17 protein-coding genes and 1 pseudogene are annotated in these 16,523 nt (G+C 69.2%); 8 read left to right on the top strand and 10 right to left on the bottom strand.

Annotation, left to right across the window (positions count from 1 at the left end; translation table 11 throughout):
* Positions 1-349: 349 nt before the first annotated feature.
* Positions 350-598: a hypothetical protein gene (locus ACTMTI_RS48985; protein WP_441127755.1), complete on the bottom strand. Its 249-nt coding sequence runs from the start codon at positions 596-598 to the stop codon at positions 350-352.
* A complete protein-coding gene (locus ACTMTI_RS48980) occupies positions 595-1,932 on the bottom strand; it encodes an FtsX-like permease family protein (RefSeq protein WP_441127754.1) in 1,338 nt (445 codons plus the stop codon). The genes ACTMTI_RS48985 and ACTMTI_RS48980 overlap by 4 nt, the downstream gene beginning before the upstream one ends.
* Between ACTMTI_RS48980 and ACTMTI_RS48975 the strand changes: the two genes are divergently transcribed.
* Both ACTMTI_RS48975 and ACTMTI_RS48970 read left to right on the top strand, forming a co-directional pair.
* Positions 1,925-2,776 (top strand): HAMP domain-containing sensor histidine kinase, encoded by an 852-nt coding sequence (locus ACTMTI_RS48975; RefSeq protein ID WP_441127752.1) that lies wholly within the window; start codon positions 1,925-1,927, stop codon positions 2,774-2,776. The two genes, ACTMTI_RS48980 and ACTMTI_RS48975, sit on opposite strands and share 8 nt — an antisense overlap.
* Positions 2,773-3,384: pseudogene (locus ACTMTI_RS48970) on the top strand (DUF4158 domain-containing protein). The gene ACTMTI_RS48975 and the pseudogene ACTMTI_RS48970 overlap by 4 nt, the downstream one beginning before the upstream one ends.
* 64 nt (positions 3,385-3,448) lie before the next feature.
* Here ACTMTI_RS48970 and ACTMTI_RS48965 read toward each other — a convergent pair.
* The 5 genes from ACTMTI_RS48965 to ACTMTI_RS48945 all read right to left on the bottom strand — a co-directional run bounded on the left by ACTMTI_RS48965 (position 3,449) and on the right by ACTMTI_RS48945 (position 7,451).
* Complete coding sequence (locus ACTMTI_RS48965; RefSeq protein ID WP_441127751.1) at positions 3,449-3,784, bottom strand: alcohol dehydrogenase catalytic domain-containing protein; 336 nt, start codon at positions 3,782-3,784, stop codon at positions 3,449-3,451.
* 91 nt (positions 3,785-3,875) lie between these two features.
* Positions 3,876-4,784, bottom strand: coding sequence for an SDR family oxidoreductase (locus ACTMTI_RS48960; protein WP_441127750.1), 909 nt, complete (start codon positions 4,782-4,784; stop codon positions 3,876-3,878).
* A 439-nt stretch (positions 4,785-5,223) separates the two neighbouring features.
* A complete protein-coding gene (locus tag ACTMTI_RS48955; protein WP_441127749.1) occupies positions 5,224-5,691 on the bottom strand; it encodes a MarR family winged helix-turn-helix transcriptional regulator in 468 nt (155 codons plus the stop codon).
* A gap of 11 nt (positions 5,692-5,702) precedes the next feature.
* Positions 5,703-6,389 (bottom strand): oxidoreductase, encoded by a 687-nt coding sequence (locus ACTMTI_RS48950; RefSeq protein WP_441127748.1) that lies wholly within the window; start codon positions 6,387-6,389, stop codon positions 5,703-5,705.
* Positions 6,390-6,545: 156 nt separating this feature from the next.
* Complete coding sequence (locus ACTMTI_RS48945; protein ID WP_441127747.1) at positions 6,546-7,451, bottom strand: NADP-dependent oxidoreductase; 906 nt, start codon at positions 7,449-7,451, stop codon at positions 6,546-6,548.
* 488 nt (positions 7,452-7,939) lie between these two features.
* On the opposite strand from ACTMTI_RS48945, the gene ACTMTI_RS48940 reads away from it, so the two are divergent.
* Genes ACTMTI_RS48940 through ACTMTI_RS48925 form a run of 4 tightly spaced genes read left to right on the top strand, consistent with a single transcriptional unit; the run spans position 7,940 to position 11,355 of the window.
* Positions 7,940-9,016 (top strand): tyrosine-type recombinase/integrase, encoded by a 1,077-nt coding sequence (locus tag ACTMTI_RS48940; RefSeq protein WP_441127745.1) that lies wholly within the window; start codon positions 7,940-7,942, stop codon positions 9,014-9,016.
* Entirely contained in the window at positions 9,013-9,336 is a 324-nt protein-coding gene (locus ACTMTI_RS48935) for a helix-turn-helix domain-containing protein (RefSeq protein WP_441127743.1), read from the top strand. Before ACTMTI_RS48940 ends, ACTMTI_RS48935 begins: the two co-directional genes overlap by 4 nt.
* Positions 9,336-10,913: a tyrosine-type recombinase/integrase gene (locus tag ACTMTI_RS48930; RefSeq protein ID WP_441127742.1), complete on the top strand. Its 1,578-nt coding sequence runs from the start codon at positions 9,336-9,338 to the stop codon at positions 10,911-10,913. The genes ACTMTI_RS48935 and ACTMTI_RS48930 overlap by 1 nt, the downstream gene beginning before the upstream one ends.
* A gap of 13 nt (positions 10,914-10,926) precedes the next feature.
* Positions 10,927-11,355: a hypothetical protein gene (locus tag ACTMTI_RS48925; protein ID WP_441127741.1), complete on the top strand. Its 429-nt coding sequence runs from the start codon at positions 10,927-10,929 to the stop codon at positions 11,353-11,355.
* 206 nt (positions 11,356-11,561) lie between these two features.
* Here ACTMTI_RS48925 and ACTMTI_RS48920 read toward each other — a convergent pair whose 3' ends face one another.
* Positions 11,562-11,768, bottom strand: a complete 207-nt coding sequence (locus ACTMTI_RS48920) for a hypothetical protein (protein ID WP_441127740.1) — start codon at positions 11,766-11,768, stop codon at positions 11,562-11,564.
* A gap of 324 nt (positions 11,769-12,092) precedes the next feature.
* Here ACTMTI_RS48920 and ACTMTI_RS48915 point away from each other — a divergent pair, with 324 nt between their 5' ends.
* Positions 12,093-13,286, top strand: coding sequence for a winged helix DNA-binding domain-containing protein (locus ACTMTI_RS48915; protein ID WP_441127738.1), 1,194 nt, complete (start codon positions 12,093-12,095; stop codon positions 13,284-13,286).
* Between the two features lie 125 nt (positions 13,287-13,411).
* Here the strand turns inward: ACTMTI_RS48915 and ACTMTI_RS48910 are convergent, their stop codons facing one another.
* Both ACTMTI_RS48910 and ACTMTI_RS48905 read right to left on the bottom strand, forming a co-directional pair.
* Positions 13,412-13,876, bottom strand: a complete 465-nt coding sequence (locus ACTMTI_RS48910) for a hypothetical protein (RefSeq protein ID WP_441127737.1) — start codon at positions 13,874-13,876, stop codon at positions 13,412-13,414.
* A gap of 213 nt (positions 13,877-14,089) precedes the next feature.
* Entirely contained in the window at positions 14,090-15,067 is a 978-nt protein-coding gene (locus tag ACTMTI_RS48905) for a LacI family DNA-binding transcriptional regulator (RefSeq protein ID WP_441127735.1), read from the bottom strand.
* Between the two features lie 170 nt (positions 15,068-15,237).
* On the opposite strand from ACTMTI_RS48905, the gene ACTMTI_RS48900 reads away from it, so the two are divergent.
* Positions 15,238-16,521, top strand: coding sequence for an MFS transporter (locus ACTMTI_RS48900; protein ID WP_441127734.1), 1,284 nt, complete (start codon positions 15,238-15,240; stop codon positions 16,519-16,521).
* Positions 16,522-16,523 lie beyond the last annotated feature (2 nt).

Raw genomic sequence — 16,523 nt, 5'->3', positions numbered from 1 at the left:
TAACGCACCGTAACCACTGGTGGCCAGATAATTCCCCACCGACTGGCCGCCAGTGGGGAATCACAACCGGCCACTGACAACCGCCCGCCCACCGCTCTTCCCTGCGCAACCCCGTCGTCCACACCAGCCGGAAGCTGTACCCGCCTGTGTCGCTCCGGCCTCTCCGCTGGGCGTCGGTCGGGACGGATCCCGCGGACGTCCGTACAGTTCCGGTATGTCCGATCTCGGCGCTGACCGGCCGTCGGCCTCCGTCCGCCCAGAGCCCTCTGCCCAGATGCCCTATGCCCCGGGCGAGCGGCTCAAGGAACAGAACTGTGCGGCGATCACAATGCTCGCCGTGGTGCTCGGCTCAGAGAGTCTCGGTCACGGGACGGCGGCCGCCAAGGTGGGCGGGAACAGAGGTGAGCACCGCCACCACGAGCACGGTTGCCAGCACCATGGCGATCAGCTGCCAGGGCAGGGGAAGCGTGGCCTTCTCGCTGTCGCCGCCGGTGATCGTGTTGATGGCGGCGAACAGCAGGGACCCTCCCGGGAAGACACCCAGGACGGCGCCGAGGAGCGCGGGCAGCACCTGCGCGGTCGCCAGGGCAACGGTCACTTCCCGCGGAGTTGCGCCGAGGGCGCGCGCCAGCGCCGACGCATGCCGGTGTCGAGCACCGTCGCCCAGGTTAGGACGATGGCGTTGACCGCCGCCAGAAGGAGCAGGATGACCGTCCAGACGAGGAGCACGTGCCGCAGCACCGCTACCTGAGCTTCGGTGTATGCGCCGGTGCCTGGCTGGTCGCCGAGGAAGGCGTTGAGCACCAGGAGGACGTAGATCCCACTGACCGTGATCGCGATGCTGACCACACCCAGCACGACCCGTCGCGGCCGACGGGCGGCGACCCGCAAGGCGAGCAGCAGCGGGACCGGCAGTCGCGCCGAGAGAGCGATCAGCCAACCGGTGCGGCGGGGTGGGCGTGCCGCGTCGACCAGCGCGCTGACGGTGCTGGAGCGGGCGCCGCGCACGGCCGGAACAGCGGTCGCCACAACTGCGACCCCGAGGGCCACGGTGGTCACCAGACCGACCGTGGACCACGTCAACGATGCCGTCCCCGCACCGCCGACGAGGCCCGCGCTCGACTTGGTGAGCAACGGAGCGGTAAGCGCCCCGATCACCAGCCCGCCCGTCGCCGCGACGACAGCCATCAGGAGATACTCCGCGAGCAGCATGGCAACGACCAGGCCCGGTGTGCCGCCGACTGCTTTCAGCAACCCGACACGCCTGCTCTGATCGGCCATCCGACCGCCGACCAGCACCGAAAGACTGGCCACGGCGAGCAGGCCGAGCAGCCAGGCGCCGAGCAGCAACAGGATCTGCGAGTCTCGGGCCAACTCGGTGGCGTCATTGAGGATGTCCTGCCAGCTGTGCATGAACAGGGGGCCGCCCTGGTTGGTGTCGACGAACGCCTGGGCCTGGGCCGGATCGGCGAGCTTCAGGTTCAGCGCGTAAGACAGGGAAGCCGGATCCGATGTGAGGCTCCGGACGTCGGCCTGGGTGAGCCAGACCAGCCCGGGGTTGTGCAGCAGCCCCGTCGGCGTTTTGCCGTCGTCGGTGACCGCGCCGTTCAGGCAACCGGGGGCGACGAGGCAGGACGACCCCGGATGGGGCGGCATGGCGGCGGTGACCGCCTCACCGACGACCTTGAACGACCGGCCCTCCAGGGTGACCGTGTCACCGACGTGCACGTCGACCGCGTCAGCGAAGGCGGCTTCGACCACCATCCCGCCGTCGCTGACCCAGCTTCCCTGGATCACCTTGGGCTGATCGACTGACACGGACGCGGCGTCGCGCCCCACGGCCTGCACGTCTGACGTGTGGCCGGAGGTCTGCAATTTCGCCGCGGTGACCGGATACGGCCCACTGTGGTCGATGACGTCGGCCGTGCTCACCAGTTTCTCGAGACGGTCGAGCCCGGCGGCGATCGCCGGGCGGCTCCTGCGGCCCATCCACCGGATCACCGCCACCGCGCAGCGGCTGTCCCTGTCGACCCTGCACGAACGGATCGCGCTGGCCGGGCCGAAGGACGAGCTGAAGGAACTGGCCGACACCTTCGACGCGATGCTCGACCGGCTCGAACGCTCCGTCGAGGGGCAGCGGCGGTTCATCGCGAACGCGTCCCACGAGTTGCGGACCCCACTGGCCGTCCAGCGGGCGGCGATCGAGATCGGGCTCCCCGAGGACGTCGGCGAGATCCGCGGCACGCTCCTGCTCCACAACCACCGCGCGGAGAACCTCATCGACGCCTTGCTGGTCCTGGCACAGGCGGAACACGGCCTGGACAACAGGAGTCCGGTGGCCCTGGATGAGGTGGTACGGCTCGTCCTGGCGGAAAGGGGTTCGGACGGCGTCACCGTGACGGAGCGGGCAGAGCCGTTCGTCGTCGATGGAGACCCTGTTCTGCTGAACCGGCTCGTCACCAACCTCCTCGACAACGCGGTCCGCTACAACCATCCCGGCGGGACGGTTGAGGTAACGCTCTCCCGCGGAGTTCTGACGGTCCGTAACACCGGCCCGCACGTGCCCCAGGAACGTTTCGGCGATCTCTTCGAGCCCTTCCGGCGGCTGCACACGACCCGTGGACAGGGCGCCGGGCTCGGATTGTCGATCGTCGCCTCGATCGCGAAGGCTCACGGGGCCAACGTGCGAGCGAGCCCCAACCCGGGGGGTGGGTTGGAGCTCGTCGTGGTTTTCGCGGGATCTGAGGATGCGGTGCCTGCCATTGACGGGATTTGATCGCGCTGCGGCGCCAGGACAGCCACCGACTCGGGATCGCCCTTCAACTGTGCACGGTGCGCTACGTCGGGCTGTTCCTGCCGGACGATCCCCTCGACGTCCCCTGGGAAGTGATCGGCTACTTAGCCGAGCAGCTGGACATCGAGGACGCCTCGGTCGTCAAGAGGTACCCCGAGCGCAAGCCGACGGCGTACGAGCACTCGGGGGAGATCCGCCGGCGGTACGGCTAGCGGGAGTTCGACGACCCGGAGTGGGGCCGGAAGTTCCGTGCGTTCCTGCACGGGCGGGCCTGGACGCACGCCGAGGACCCGGTGGCGCTGTTCAGCCACGCGGTGGCGTGGCTGCGCGAGAATTGGGTGCTGCTGCCGGGCGTCTCGGTGCTGGCCCGGCAGGTGTCCGAGGGCCGCGCGGTAGCGGAGAAGCGCCTGCACACGGCGGTCACTCTGGCCGCGCGGCGGGCCGATCCGGCGCTGCCCGCCGAGCTCGCGGCGCTGCTGGAGATGCCGAGGTCAGGGGCTGTCTCATCTGGAAGAGCTGCGGCGGCCCCCGACGCGCTGGAGCGAGTGGATGAGGACTTGAGGTCCAGGCCGGTGGTGAGGGAGCCGTAGGCCGTCCGGAACCTCTCCGGCAGCGCGCCCAGCGTCGACCACGGCAGGTCCGAACTGCAGGGGATCACCTGGCCGCCGGTACCAGGGCGTCCTGGGCATTGGAACCGTCGAAGGAGCGGCCCATGCCCCCGATCATCCTCGCCACCTGGCCGCCCGGCGTCAGACCGCTGCCCTCCGGGGCCTCGTCCACCACGCCGACACCCTCGATGCCCGGGATGCGCGGCAAGGTCACGTCCGAGTCGGCGAGCCCCTTGCGGGTTGTCACCTCCGACTCGTTCGCCCCGAACGCCTTCACCCGGATCCGCGCCCACCCCGACTGCACCGCGGGCAGGGGGACGTCCTCGACGACGAGCTCGTCCACGCCGCCCGGTTCGGACAGCACGATGGCGCGCATCGTCATGGACACTCCGGAGCTGATGAATCTGTCATGGCGGTTCCTCCACTCATCGATGGGACCCCCGCCCGGGCAGCGGGACTGGGATGCGGGCCCGTCACCGGTGCTGCGCCGTGCCCAACTCGTCGGTGAACCGGACAAGGGCGTCCTCGGCCGTGGGGACGGGGCCGAACAGCTGCTCCTGCCGACGGGGGTCGGCGACGTAGCGGCCGCTGTCGATCCAGCCGAACATCGCGGCCATGTCCTTGACCAGGGGCATGAAGCGGCCGGCGACGGCTCCTGCGGCGCGGGCGACGGCGGAAGGGACGGCCCACACCTTGATCTTCTTTCCGGCCCGGCTGCCCATCAGGTCGGCCACCTCGCGCACGCTGACCGGACGGTCCCAGCCGATGTCGATGCGCTCACCGTCGTCGGCCTCGACGTCGACCGCGGCCGCCAGGTACGCCGCGAGATCGGAGGTGCGGACCCAGGTCAGCGGGACGGTGGGCTTGCCCACCCAGATCAGGCGGCCCTTGTCGATCGGGTCGCCCGCCATGCTCGCGATCTGATCGAGGAACGCCCCCGGGCGCAGTGCGACGAACGGGACGCCGAGCTGTTCGAGCTTGTCCTCGGCGACCTTCTTGTGCCAGAAGTGCGGGACATGGGGCGTTTGGTCGCTGGTGAGGATGCTGGTCAGGACGAACCGCCGGATGCCGGCGCGGTGGGCGGCCTCGGCGAGGTTGGCGTTGCCGACGGTGTCGATGTCGTGCGCGTTCTTGCCGCCACGGGTGTAGCCGGCAGCGGTGGTGATGACGGCATCGGTGCCGTTCATGGCGGCGACGAGCGAGTCGAGGTCGAGCATGTCGCCACGGGCGATCTCGACACCTCTGCTTTCGAGCCTGCTCGCGTCGGTGGTCGGCCGGACCAGGGCGCGGACGTTCTTACCGCGCTTGAGCAGTTCGTCGACGACCCTGCCCCCGAGGGAGCCGGTCGCGCCGACGACGAGGACGGGGAGGGTGGTGGTCATGGGGGTCTCACTTTCCATCAGGTCAGTAGTGGGGGATTAGGTGGGCGGGGCAGTGGTGGCCGCGGACGTGGGCGCCATCGGCCCGGGTCGCTCAGGGAGCGGACCTGTGGTGGGCGGAGGATCCGCGGCGCGGGTCACCGCAGGCCTGCAGGAGCTTGCCGAGGTCTAAGGTGACCCGGACGCGGGTGATGCGGCCGTCCTCGATGTACAGCCAGCTGGCGACGGGGAAGGGCTCGCCGTCCCCGCGGGGTGTTGCCCTTTCCTCCGGATGAGTTCCGCCTGCCTGCACTGGGACAGCTCGGGCTCGCCCATGACGCTGAGGTCCCGCGACCGCCCGTTCTCCCGGACGTACGGAGGTGCGCGGTGCCCGCCACATCCAAACGATTTGCAGCCCACGTCCGCGGTGGGGCACGCGGACATGGGGTGCAAGCAGAAGCAGTTACGTGGACTCTTCTTGCGGAAGAGCACGGCTTTTGATCGCGTCGGCGATGGCGTAGGCGGTGTCGACGAAGGACTCCGCCTGCTGCTCCGACAGGTTCCGCGCGGAGGTCTCCTCCAGGGCCTGCCACAGGACTGCGATGGGTTCGCGCATGGCACGGCCCTTGTCGGTGAGGTGGACCACCATGACGCGCCGGTCATGTGCGGCCGGCTCGCGGACGAGCAGGCCGGCGTCCTGCATGCGGCGCAGGGACTTGGAGACGGTGGAGTGGTCCAGGCCGACGCTTTCGAGCAGCTCGGACTGGGTCTGGCCGTCCCGATCCAAGAGCTGCATCAGCAGCAGTTCCTGTCCGGGATGCAGGTCCAGCGCGCGAAGCAGGGCGGCGGCGTAGGCGCGGTGGGCGCGGGCGAGCTGGAAGATCGCGTAGCTTATCGGCCCTCCGCTGGCCGTCGTGGGGATGTGGGGCATGGTTGCGTTCCTCAGCCGATGTAAGTGGGGTAGTCGGTGTAGCCGGCCGCTCCGCCGCCGTAGAAGTTCGCCGGGTAGGGGGCGTTCAGCTCCGCGTCGGCGCGGAGCCGCTCGACCAGGTCCGGGTTGGCGAGCGCGAGGGCGCCGGCGGCGACCTCGACGGCGAAGTGGATGCGGTTGTCGATGGTGCCGCCGTAGCGGTCGGTGCGCTGGTTGGTCTTGTCGGACAGGAACTGGTGCACCAGGTAGCCGTTGGCGGCGTGGATCTCCACGCCGTCGGCGCCTGCCGCGACGGCGGCCGCCGCGGCGCGACGGAAGTCGTCGACAGTCGCCGCGACCTCCTGCGTCGACAGCGCACGGGGCGTGGGCATCTCCTGGGGCCCGGACGCGGTGAACATCACGCCCTCGGGGCGGATCGCCGACGGGGCGACCGGCTGGCGCCCGCGGTTGTCGGGGCGGGAGATGCGTCCGACGTGCATCAACTGGATGACGATCCGGCCGCCGGCCGCGTGCACGGCGTCAATGACCTTGCGCCACCCGGCGAACTGTTCGTCATTGCGGATGCCAGGAGTGAGGAGGTAGCCCTGGCCGTCGGCGGAAGGCTGGGTTCCCTCGGTGATGATCAGTGCGTGCCAGGCTCGCTGGGCGTAGTACCCGGCGTTCAGCTCGGTCGGGACCTTCCGGCGTGGAGCGGCCACGGGTCATGGGGGTGATGACCAGGCGGAGCGGCAGGGATATGTCGCCGACGGTGGTCGGCGTCCACAGAGAGCTCAGCATGCGTGGTCCTTCGGTGCGGCGATGACCGGGTGGTCATCGGGAAACCGCGGGCGGGGTGGATGAAGAGGCGAGAGTGTTCAGCCGACGGTGAGGACGAGCTTGCCCCGGACATGCCCGGCGTCGCTGACCTGCTGGGCCGCGGCGGCCTGGTCGAGCGGGTAGGCGGTGACGGTGGTGACGACCTTGCCGGTCGCGGCGTCCTGGGCCAGGGCGGCCAGGCGGTCGGACGAGACCTCCTGAGGACCGCTGGCGAAGGTGATGCCGAGCTGCTGCGCGCGGAAGTCGGCGATGGTGACGATGCGATCGGTGCCGCCCCGCAGGGTGATGGAGTCCTCGAGGGCGCCCTTCCCGGCCAGGTCGAACACCGCGTCCACGCCGTCAGGGGCGAGCGCCCGGACTCGCTCGACCAGGCCCTCGCCGTACACGGTCGCGGTGGCGCCGAGCGAGGCGAGGTATTCCTGGTTGCCGGGGCCGGCGGTGCCGATGACACGTGCTCCGCGGGCCGTGGCGAGCTGAACCGCCAGGGTTCCGACCGCTCCCGCCGCGCCGTGCATCAGCACGGTCTCCCCGGCGGCGACGCCGAGCAGCTTCAGAACCCGCTCGGCGGTCTCACCCGCCACCGGCAGCGCGGCCGCGTGCTGCCAGTCGAGGCCCGCGGGCTTGGGGGCCACGATGGTGGCCAGCGCGTACTCGGCGTACGAGCCGGTGTCCGACCAGCCCAGCACCTCGTCGCCAACCTGCACGTCCTGCACGCCCTCACCCAGGGCGTCCACCACGCCGGCGAGCTCGCGACCGGGGACGGAGGGGAATTGCGTCGGGTATACGGCCTCCAGCATCCCGGAGCGGATCTTGCCGTCCAGCGCGTTCAGCCCGGCAGCCTTCACGCGGACACGGACCTGCCCGGGGCCGGGCTGCGGGACCTCGATGTCCGCCTCGTGCAGCACTTCCGTGCCGCCGAAACGGTCGAACAGGATGGCTTTCATGACGACTCCTCACGTGTCACCACCCATCAGGTGGCTGGCCACATAAACATAGCAGATTATGTGGCCAGCCAAGTATTGCTGCTGCTCGGCGTTGCGCAAGATCGGCCGCGGTCGCGTCGGTCTCCTCGAGATGGTGGTCGATGCGGGGGTGCCTGCCAGAGCGAGCCTTGCACTCAGGCGCCGAGAGCGCGACGCACCCAGGCGGTGCGGGCCGTAAGGGCGGCGGTGGACAGGGCCGCCGTAGGGGCGGCGCCGTCGAACATGTGGAAGCTGCCGGTCCAGACCTGCAGTTCGGACTGGACGTCGCAGGCCCACTAAGAGATAAGCCGTGGGTTCCCTGAGGTCTGTCTGGCCTCATTAGCTCCTGGACCTGCACCTTCTGCTTGGGACTCCGGGAGTTTTCGAGATTGATGAGACTTCAGAGATTCTGAAGGTCTATCGTCCTCCTCGATCGTCTGACATCGCCGATGAAGACGAGGAGGCGTGGGTTGAGCCTGTCCGTCGTACGCGATCTTCGTGAAGCGCGTGCCCCGGTCGGCCCGGAAGAGCTGGCCGAGTTCGAGACCGACGTGCTGGCCGGGTTCGTGCTCGCCCGCGCCGCTGCCGGCCTGTCGGACGCCACGATCAGCTCCGAGGTCCTCCATATCGAGCAGGTCCGGGCCTGGCTCGGCCGACCGTTGTGGTCGATGGAGCCGTCCGACGCCGACGCCTACTTCGGCCAGGTGTTACGCGGTGCGGCCAAGGGCACCCGGTTGTCGCGGGCCCAGGCGATCAAGACCTACTTCTTGTTCCTGGAGCTACGACACAAGATCGAGATCCACCAGTTGACCGGGCACGTGGTGGAGTGTCCGATCGATGAGATGAACCGGCCGCGCGGGCAGAAGGACGCGGCGCTGCGGATCCCGCCCACCGCCGAGCAGATCACCCGCCTGTTCGCCGGCTGGCGCGCAGAGCTGGCCACCTGTCGCAAGTTCGCCCCCACCGCCCGCAACTACACCGCGGCCCGGCTGATGGCCGAGGTCGGCCTGCGGGTGAACGAGGCTCGCAGCCTGGACCTGGCCGACGTCAAATGGGAACTGGGCAGGTTCGGCAAACTCCACGTCCGCCTCGGCAAGGGCGCCCGCGGCTCCGGCCCGCGTGAGCGGATGGTTCCGCTGATCAACGACGCCGGCCGGACACTGCGCTGGTTCGTCGAGGACGTCTGGAGCCACTTCGGCGACGATCACACCCGGCACGGCGTCCCGCTCCTGCCGTCGGAGCGCAAGAACACCGACGGCAGCGCCGCCCGGGTCGGCACCGAAGCATTGCGCACCGCGCTGGCCGAAGCCGCCGCCCGGCACCTGCCGGACTGGAAAGAGAAGCTGACACCGCACGTCCTGCGGCACTTTTGCGCCAGCCAGCTCTACTTCGCCGGCATGGACTTGATCGCCATCCAGGAGACCCTCGGCCACGCCTGGGTGGCCACCACGATGAAATACATCCACGTCCATCGCACGCACGTCGAAGAGGCCTGGCTCGCCGGACAGCAACGAGCCGCCGACCGGCTGAAGGGGTTGATCCCATGAAGTGGAACCTGCGCCTGGCCGCCGCCAACCGCGGCATCTGGAAGGCCAGCGAGCTGCAGCGTCTGCTTGCCGAACGCGGCATGGTGATCAGCGCCGGGAAGATGTCCGGCCTGTGGTCGGGCCATCCGGCCAGCGTCAAGCTGGAGGACCTGGACGTCATCTGCGCCGTGCTCGGTTGCGGCATCGCAGAGCTGCTGATCCCCGAACCGGAGCTCGTGCCCGCTCCGGCCGAGAGCGGGCAGACCCGCATCACAGCCGTGGGCGAGACACCCGTGGTGACGCCCAAGCGGCGAGACGGACGGTCGCTACCACCTGCCTGATGGGCCTCATCTCCCCGACCAAGCCAGCGGCGACCTGCGTGGGCTGCTATGCCTGGGGCGTGCTCCCGGGCCGATACTGCCGCGCCTGCTACACCTTCGGCCAGCTCCACCAAGTCGGCCAGTGCGCAAGCTGCCACCGCGATGTCCCGATCAAGAAGGGGTATTGCCGGCTGTGCTGGCTGCAGGCCAGCCTGGAGGCCAAAGACCAGGTCACCGTGCTGGAACCGTTCCTGCGCAGGCTCACCTGCCAGCAGCTGTTCCTCAGCAACATGCACCGGCAGCGATCCCAAGACCCTGGGCCGCGCATTGGACGGCAGGGACGCCGACGCTCCCGTCCCCAGCCGCCGCCCGCTCAGCCAGAGATCTTCCCCCATCGCTGGGCTCAGCTGCGGCTGCCCATCACAGTGCGTCGCGACTACGCCAGGTTCGACCGGCGCCGGCACGCCGACCCGGCCAACCCGGCCTTACGCACGGCCCGCGCGGCGGCCGCTGCCCTCGCCGAGGCTCGGGGTTGGACCCGGTGGATCATCAGCGACGTCGACCGGGCCCTGGTCATGCTGCTGTCCACCCACACTCCCGGCGACATGATCCGCTTCTCGGAACTGTTTCCCAAGCTGCGTCACCACGGCCTCAGCGTCGGACGCACCGTCGAAGTCCTCGCCCGCATCGGTCTGCTCGATGATGACCGCGTCCCCGCCTTCGACAGCTGGCTGGCCGGCAAGCTGAGCGGCATCGCTCCCGGCATCGCCGCCGACGTCGAGGCATGGGCCCGCCTACTACACGAGGGCGGGCCTCGCCAGCGAGCGCGCAGCATCCAGACCGTCTGGAGCTACGTCACCGAGATCCGGCCCGTCCTGCTCGACTGGTCACGCACCTACGATCACCTTCGCGAGGTCACCCGCGACGACATCGTGACCATCAAGGACACCCTGCAGGGCGCCAAACGGGAGAACACCATCGTGGCACTGCGCTCGCTCATGCGCTTTTGCAGGAAGAGCGGGCGAATCTTTCGCGACCCCACCATCCGCATCCGCATCGCTCGCCGGCCGGAAAAGGTGATCCTCCCCCTCGCCTCCGGCGACATCGACCACGCCGTCGCCACCGCGACGACCCCGGCGATCCGCCTCATCCTCGCCCTGGCCGCCGTCCACGCGGCCCGGCCCAAGATGATCCGCGACCTCCAGCTCGACGACATCGACCTGGGCAACCATCGCATCACCATCGGCGGCCACCTTCGCCCCCTTGACGAGCTCACCCGTCAAGCGCTCCTGGCCTGGCTGGACTACCGGCGCAGCCGCTGGCCGAGGACCGCCAACCCCCACCTGCTGCTCACTCAGCACACCGCGATGGAGAACTCCCCGGTCGGCAAGCTCTGGGTCACCAACGCCGTCCGGGGCCTGACCGCCACCCTGGAGCGCCTTCGCATCGACCGCCAACTCGAAGAGGCTCTGACCCGCGGCCCCGACCCACTGCATCTGGCTGCCGTGTTCGGCATCGACGACAAGACCGCCATCCGCTACGCCGACGCCGCCCGCCACCTCCTGCAGACCGCTGCGGAAACGCCCGAACCACCGTGACACCATAGGCGTCGTGATCTCCGCTGATGAGCTTGTCAGCCGAAGGCTGCTCCAGGTGACGGTGTCGTGGCACACCCACCCCAGCGACGACCACCTTTCACTGGTGCACATGTGGTTGCACATGAGTGATCTAGGCCCTGTCCGCTTCCACACCGCCCCCGACGCCTCGCTCGAGCTGACGCTCGATCAACCACACGACTCATATGACATGGACGAGTACGGCCAGGTCACCGTCGGTCCCGCCCCAGACGATTTCCTGATGAGCCGATTCATCGGCCGGTCGATCCGAGCCGTTCACCGCATCATCGACCACCGGATCGAGACGGAGATCGGCCTCCGGCTCGAACTCGATCACGGCGAGGTGCGCATCCTCAACCTGGGCGACGAACTGGTCATCACCGACACTGCTCTGCCGGACGCGCTCGAAGCCGCTCTCCGCTGACACTCTTCGCGACATTCAGTGCGCTGAACCCACGAGGCGAACAGGCCTTGAGATGCCGAACCCACGTGAGTTCCCGCTGAAGAACCTTCAGTTCGCGTGAACTCTGGGCTTTCAAGGCCCCCCACTCGGGTCGGCGCCATCAGAGGCAAAGTAACTATGTGCGACTGTCGTGACGCTGCGTGGCTAGCAGAAATACTGCGGTCTGATCACGGCGGGAGGTCGCGCCAGAGTTCGGCCGACGCCAGAGCGTCCAGGCTGATCCGCTCCAGAAACGCACCGCCCCAGGCCAGGCGGTGTCCCACGGGCGTGTCGAGCCCGAGCGTCTGCCCCGCCGCCTTCGCGATCTCCGCCGCCGCGAGCGTCTGCCGCGAGCTGATCATCGTCGAGTGGTACCAGGCGTCGTCGTGGACCACGTAGATGTCGTGCCGCCGCTGCGGATCACGTTCGCGCCTGATCAGGCCCTGCTGGGTCAGGTAGGCCCTCGGGGAGGATCGGATTTTGGCGCTACGCCGAAGGGGGCTTGCATTCGATACCTAGGTACAGCTCCCACGGACGCGCTCATCGCCAGGGGCGTCACTCGCACCAACCTGGGCCAGCCCGTGGAGGCCGAATGGGTGTGCTATCCCAGGGAAGCGGGCCAGCACCGCGTTCGGCGGCGGCACCATGACATGAGGCCCAATCGTCGATGAGTTGCCGCGTGCGCCTCGCTCTGTCGGCCTCTGCGCCAGGATGGCCCCGTGCGCTTGGTAACCGATGAGGAGCGCCGCGCCCGGTTGGGCGTGCGGCACGCTCTCGCCCCCACGGCCAAAGCGGCCTCTCCCGAGGAGGCCGCCCGTGCGGTGGTGTGTCTACACGCCACCGACCCGCCGAGCGTGCACCTGTCCTGCTGGGCACGGGTCGACGCGCTCGACATCGACGACGTCGAACGGGCGCTCTACGACACACGCTCCCTCATTCGACAGCAGTCGATGCGCGAGACCCTGTTCGTGTTCCCCCGCGATCTTGTGCCGTCGGTGTGGGGAAGTGCCTCGGCCCGGGTGGCCGCGGCCCATCGCAAACGACTGGTCAGGGACCTCCAACGCTGGGGGCCGGCCGCTGAGGGGCAGGGAGCCGCATGGCTCGCGACTGCGAAGGAGGCGGTGCTGGCACGCCTGGCCGACGGCGTGCCGCGGACGTCGAAGCGGGTACGCGAGGAAGTGCCCGAGGCCGCCGGTTTCATCGAGCAGGCTCCGGACAAGTCCTGGGGAGGACGGATCGCGATCGCTCCGCGAGTGCTCACCCAGCTGAGCCTGGACGGCGCGGTGGCGCGCGCGGCCAACGCTGGAGCCTGGTACACGAGTCGCCCGACATGGACGACGACACAGGCGTGGTGGGGGGACGAGGTGCCCGAGGCGCTTGCGGCGCGGCAAGGCTATGCCGAGTTGGTGTCCCGGTGGCTGTGGTCCTACGGCCCCGGCACCGTCGATGACCTCGCTTGGTGGCTCGGTGCCACCAAGTCCGCGGTCCGCACCGCGCTGGACGACATCGGCGCGCAGCGGGTATTGCTGGAGGACGGCTCGGTCGGGTGGCTGCGCGAGGACGATCTCGCCCCGGTCGTCGCCGCCGAGCCGTGGGTCGCGCTCCTGCCGTTGCTCGATCCGACCGTGATGGGCTGGAAGGCACGCGCCTTCTACCTCGGTGCGCACGCACCCCAGTTATTCGACAGTGCGGGCAACGCCGGGACCACCGCCTGGGTCGACGGACGCGTCGTCGGTGCATGGGTGCAGGATCCCGGCGGTGTGGTTGAGCTGCGCCTGCTTGATGACGATGTCCCCCCGCAGGCCCGCGAGGCGTTGGCGGCCGAAGCGCGGCGGCTCAGCGCGTGGCTCGACGGCCAGCGGGTGTTCACCGTCTATCCCTCACCGGCCATGCAGCCCGGCGCCGGGCGTTGACGCAAAAGGGGTCGCGGGTGGGCCGGGGGCCTGGGGCGGTGCGTGTTTCCTCCGTGTCCGCTGCTCCGTGTCCGCTGCTCCGGGTCGGCACCGCCCGGTTCTGCCCCTGAAGACCGTTGCGCGGATCACGGGGGCTCTTGGGTGCCGGCGGTGAGGCGTCGTCCCCAGGCGCGCATGTAGGCGATGGCTTCCGGTGGGCCGTGGACCACAACGGGGGCGTCGAGCGCTCCGATGCAGAAGGTGGCCCAGTCCAGGGAGTCGGTGGCGATCTCCACCCGGCACGAGGTGTCGTCAACGAGGCGACATCGGTGATGCCCACGCGTGCCTCGGGGTTCCGCGCCGGGACGGCGACGGCGCGGAGGCTGTCGATGCGGCGTCGGATCCGCACGGGAAGCACCTGGACGATCTTGGCCATGGCGCTCAGCGCGGCGTCGGCTGACGTCGGCGGCCGCGACCTCGGCCACCTCGACCGGCCCGCCCGGCACCAATCCCTGCAGCACGCCCCGGTAGGTTCCGATCAGGTTCTCTACCACCTGCCGCTGCCGCTGATGGATTTCCTCCAGCTTGGCCTTCTTGGCGGTGGCCGCCATCCGCTTGCACATCATCGCGGCCAGGTCATCGCGCCCGCATCTGGGCGGTGTGCACCACCTGCCCGTTGTGCTGGACTACATGGTCGGCGCGCAATCTAACGATCGCGGTCCAGGATTGGTCGTGGAAGAGGTGACGGACGAGGGCGAGCAGATCCGGGTACGCGCGCGAACCCCGGACAGCTCCGTGCGGGGGAAGCCGGCGTCAGCCTCCGCTCAGGTCGAAGCGCGGTGGATGATGTGCGGAGACAACGAGGTGGGGGACAGGCGCGGCTTGTGGCCTGACAGGCTCGCCACGACTGCCTCGGCCAGGGAACGGCCCACCTTCTCCAGGTCGAAGGCGATCGTGCTGAGCGGCGGATCGGCCACCTGGGCGAGGGGGATGTCGTCGGCGCCGATGACCGCCAGATCGCCTGGGGCGGCGAGCTTGGCGCGGCGCATGCCCGCCAGCAGAGCGATGGCGACCTCGTCGTTATAGGCGCACACGGCCGTCACCGACTCCCGGCGCCACCGCCGCGCCGCGCGTGCCATCGCGGCGGTGTCGAGTTTGGTGTCGAGCGTCAGCGGGGAGTCGATGCCGGCTTGCGCGCAGGCGTCGGAGACCCCGAGCAGCCGGCCGTCGGCGATCTTGCGCAGCAGCGGGTGTTCGGGCATGGCGTAGCCGAGGCGCCGATGCCCCAGGGCGATGAGGTGCTCGGCCTGGAGGCGGCCCATGCGCTGCATGGTGGCGTGGGCCTCCACCTCGGTGGTGAACACGATGTCCGCGCCCGCGCCTTGGAGGGCCTGGGCGGTGTCGTCGTCCAACGGATCGAGGCTGGCCACCACCGAGGCGTCGATGGCGGCGCAGACGTCGGGAAGCGACCGCCCGGGCGCTCCGGCCAGGTGCGTGACCAAGGTCAGACCGGCGTGGGCCAGTGAGGTGGCGAACTGCTCGACGAAGCGGGTGATCCCGGGGCCGATCGACAGATGCGGGATGGACAGCAGTACGACGTTGCTGCGCCCGGCGGCCAGCGCGCGGGCCGAGCCGCGGGGGCGGTAGCCGAGCTGCCTGACCGCCTCCAGGACACGGTGCCTGGTCTCTTCAGGGATCGACTGCCCTGGCGTGTCGTTGAGCACGAAGCTCACGGTCGCTCCGGAGACGCCGGCCGCGCGGGCGACGTCGGCGATGGTGGTCCGCTTCGCAGGGCGTGTCATGTCGGCTCATCGTAGAAGATTGTCGGCCACATATGTGAACGGTGTCTCGTTGCGTAGTTGTTACGGGGAGATGTCTTGCAACCCGGACGGCAGCCAACGGTAGGTTACTAATGCGCTTAAGTAGTGAGCTGCAGTTTCTCCGGCCCTGACTTCTTTAAGGAAGGGTGTTCATGGCCACTCCCCCCTCTCTCGGACCGCTCGACACCGAAACCCCCGACGACCTGCCGAATGCGAGTGCGAGCTACATCTTCTGGATGATGGCCGCCAACTTCGGCATCTCCATGGCGTTCGTGGTCCCGCTCTCGTTCTCGCTGGCGGTGCGGATCGACGAACTCGCCCCCGGACACGAGGAGGTCCTCGGATACGTCACGGGAACGGCCCAGACGATCTACCTCGTGCTCAGCCCCCTGCTCGGCGTGTGGAGCGATCGCACCCGCACCCGCCTCGGCCGTCGCCGCCCCTTCATGTTCGCCGGCCTGATCCTGGGCCTGGTCGCGCTGGTCGGCATCGCGATCGCGCCGAACCTGCTGCTCGTGGGAGCCGGCTGGATCCTCGCGATGCTGGGCTGGGCGACCGCCTCACAGGCGATCCTCAACGTGCAGGCCGACCGCATCCCGGAGGAGCAGCGCGGCAAGATCGGCGGCTTCACCGGACTGACCGGTCAAATAGCCCCCATCATCGGGATCGGCATCACGACCGCCGTGACGGGCAACACGTTCCTCGTCTTCGTCCTGCCCGGCCTCATCGGTGCGGCGCTGCTGGCGGTCTTCCTCTTCGTGGGCAAGGAGGACGACACGCGCGGCGCCGTCCACACGACGCCCGTGTCGGTGCGGACGCTGGCCTCCAGCTATGTGTTCAATCCCCGCAAATATCCGGACTTCGGCTGGAACTGGCTGGGGCGCCTGATGTTCTTCATGGGGCTGTACTTCAACACGACGTTCACCACCTTCTTCTATGCCCAGCGCCTGGACCTGCCGGTGCGGGAGGTCGCGGGCACGGTGGCCGTCATCGGCGTCCTCGGTGTCGCCGCGGCGGCCCTCGGCGCGATCGGTGGCGGTTTCCTGTCGGACAAGCTGCGCCGGCGGAGACTGTTCGCCCTCATCGGTGCGCTGTTCTTCGTCGCGGGCGGAATCGTCGAAGCCTTCGCGCAGTCCTTCCCCGTGCTGATGATCGGGTCCATCCTGATGCAGCTCGCGATCGCGTTCTTCAGCGCTGTCGATCAGGCGATCGTGCTCGCCGTGCTGCCCAGCAGGGAGGAGGCGGGGCGGTACATGGCCGTGGTGTCGTTCGCGCACAAGCTCCCGAGTGCGATGGCGCCGCTCATCGCTCCGTTCGTCATCGGCATCGGCGTGAGCGGCGGCGACAAGAACTACACGCTGCTCTACCTCACCGGCGCGGTGCTGGCGCTCATCGGTGGGTTGCTGGTGTTCACGCGGGTGAAGTCGGTGCGATGAGG

Source organism: Nonomuraea sp. H19 (genome assembly GCF_052068215.1).
Classification (GTDB): domain Bacteria; phylum Actinomycetota; class Actinomycetes; order Streptosporangiales; family Streptosporangiaceae; genus Nonomuraea.
This window is presented reverse-complemented; position numbering and strand designations above follow the sequence as displayed.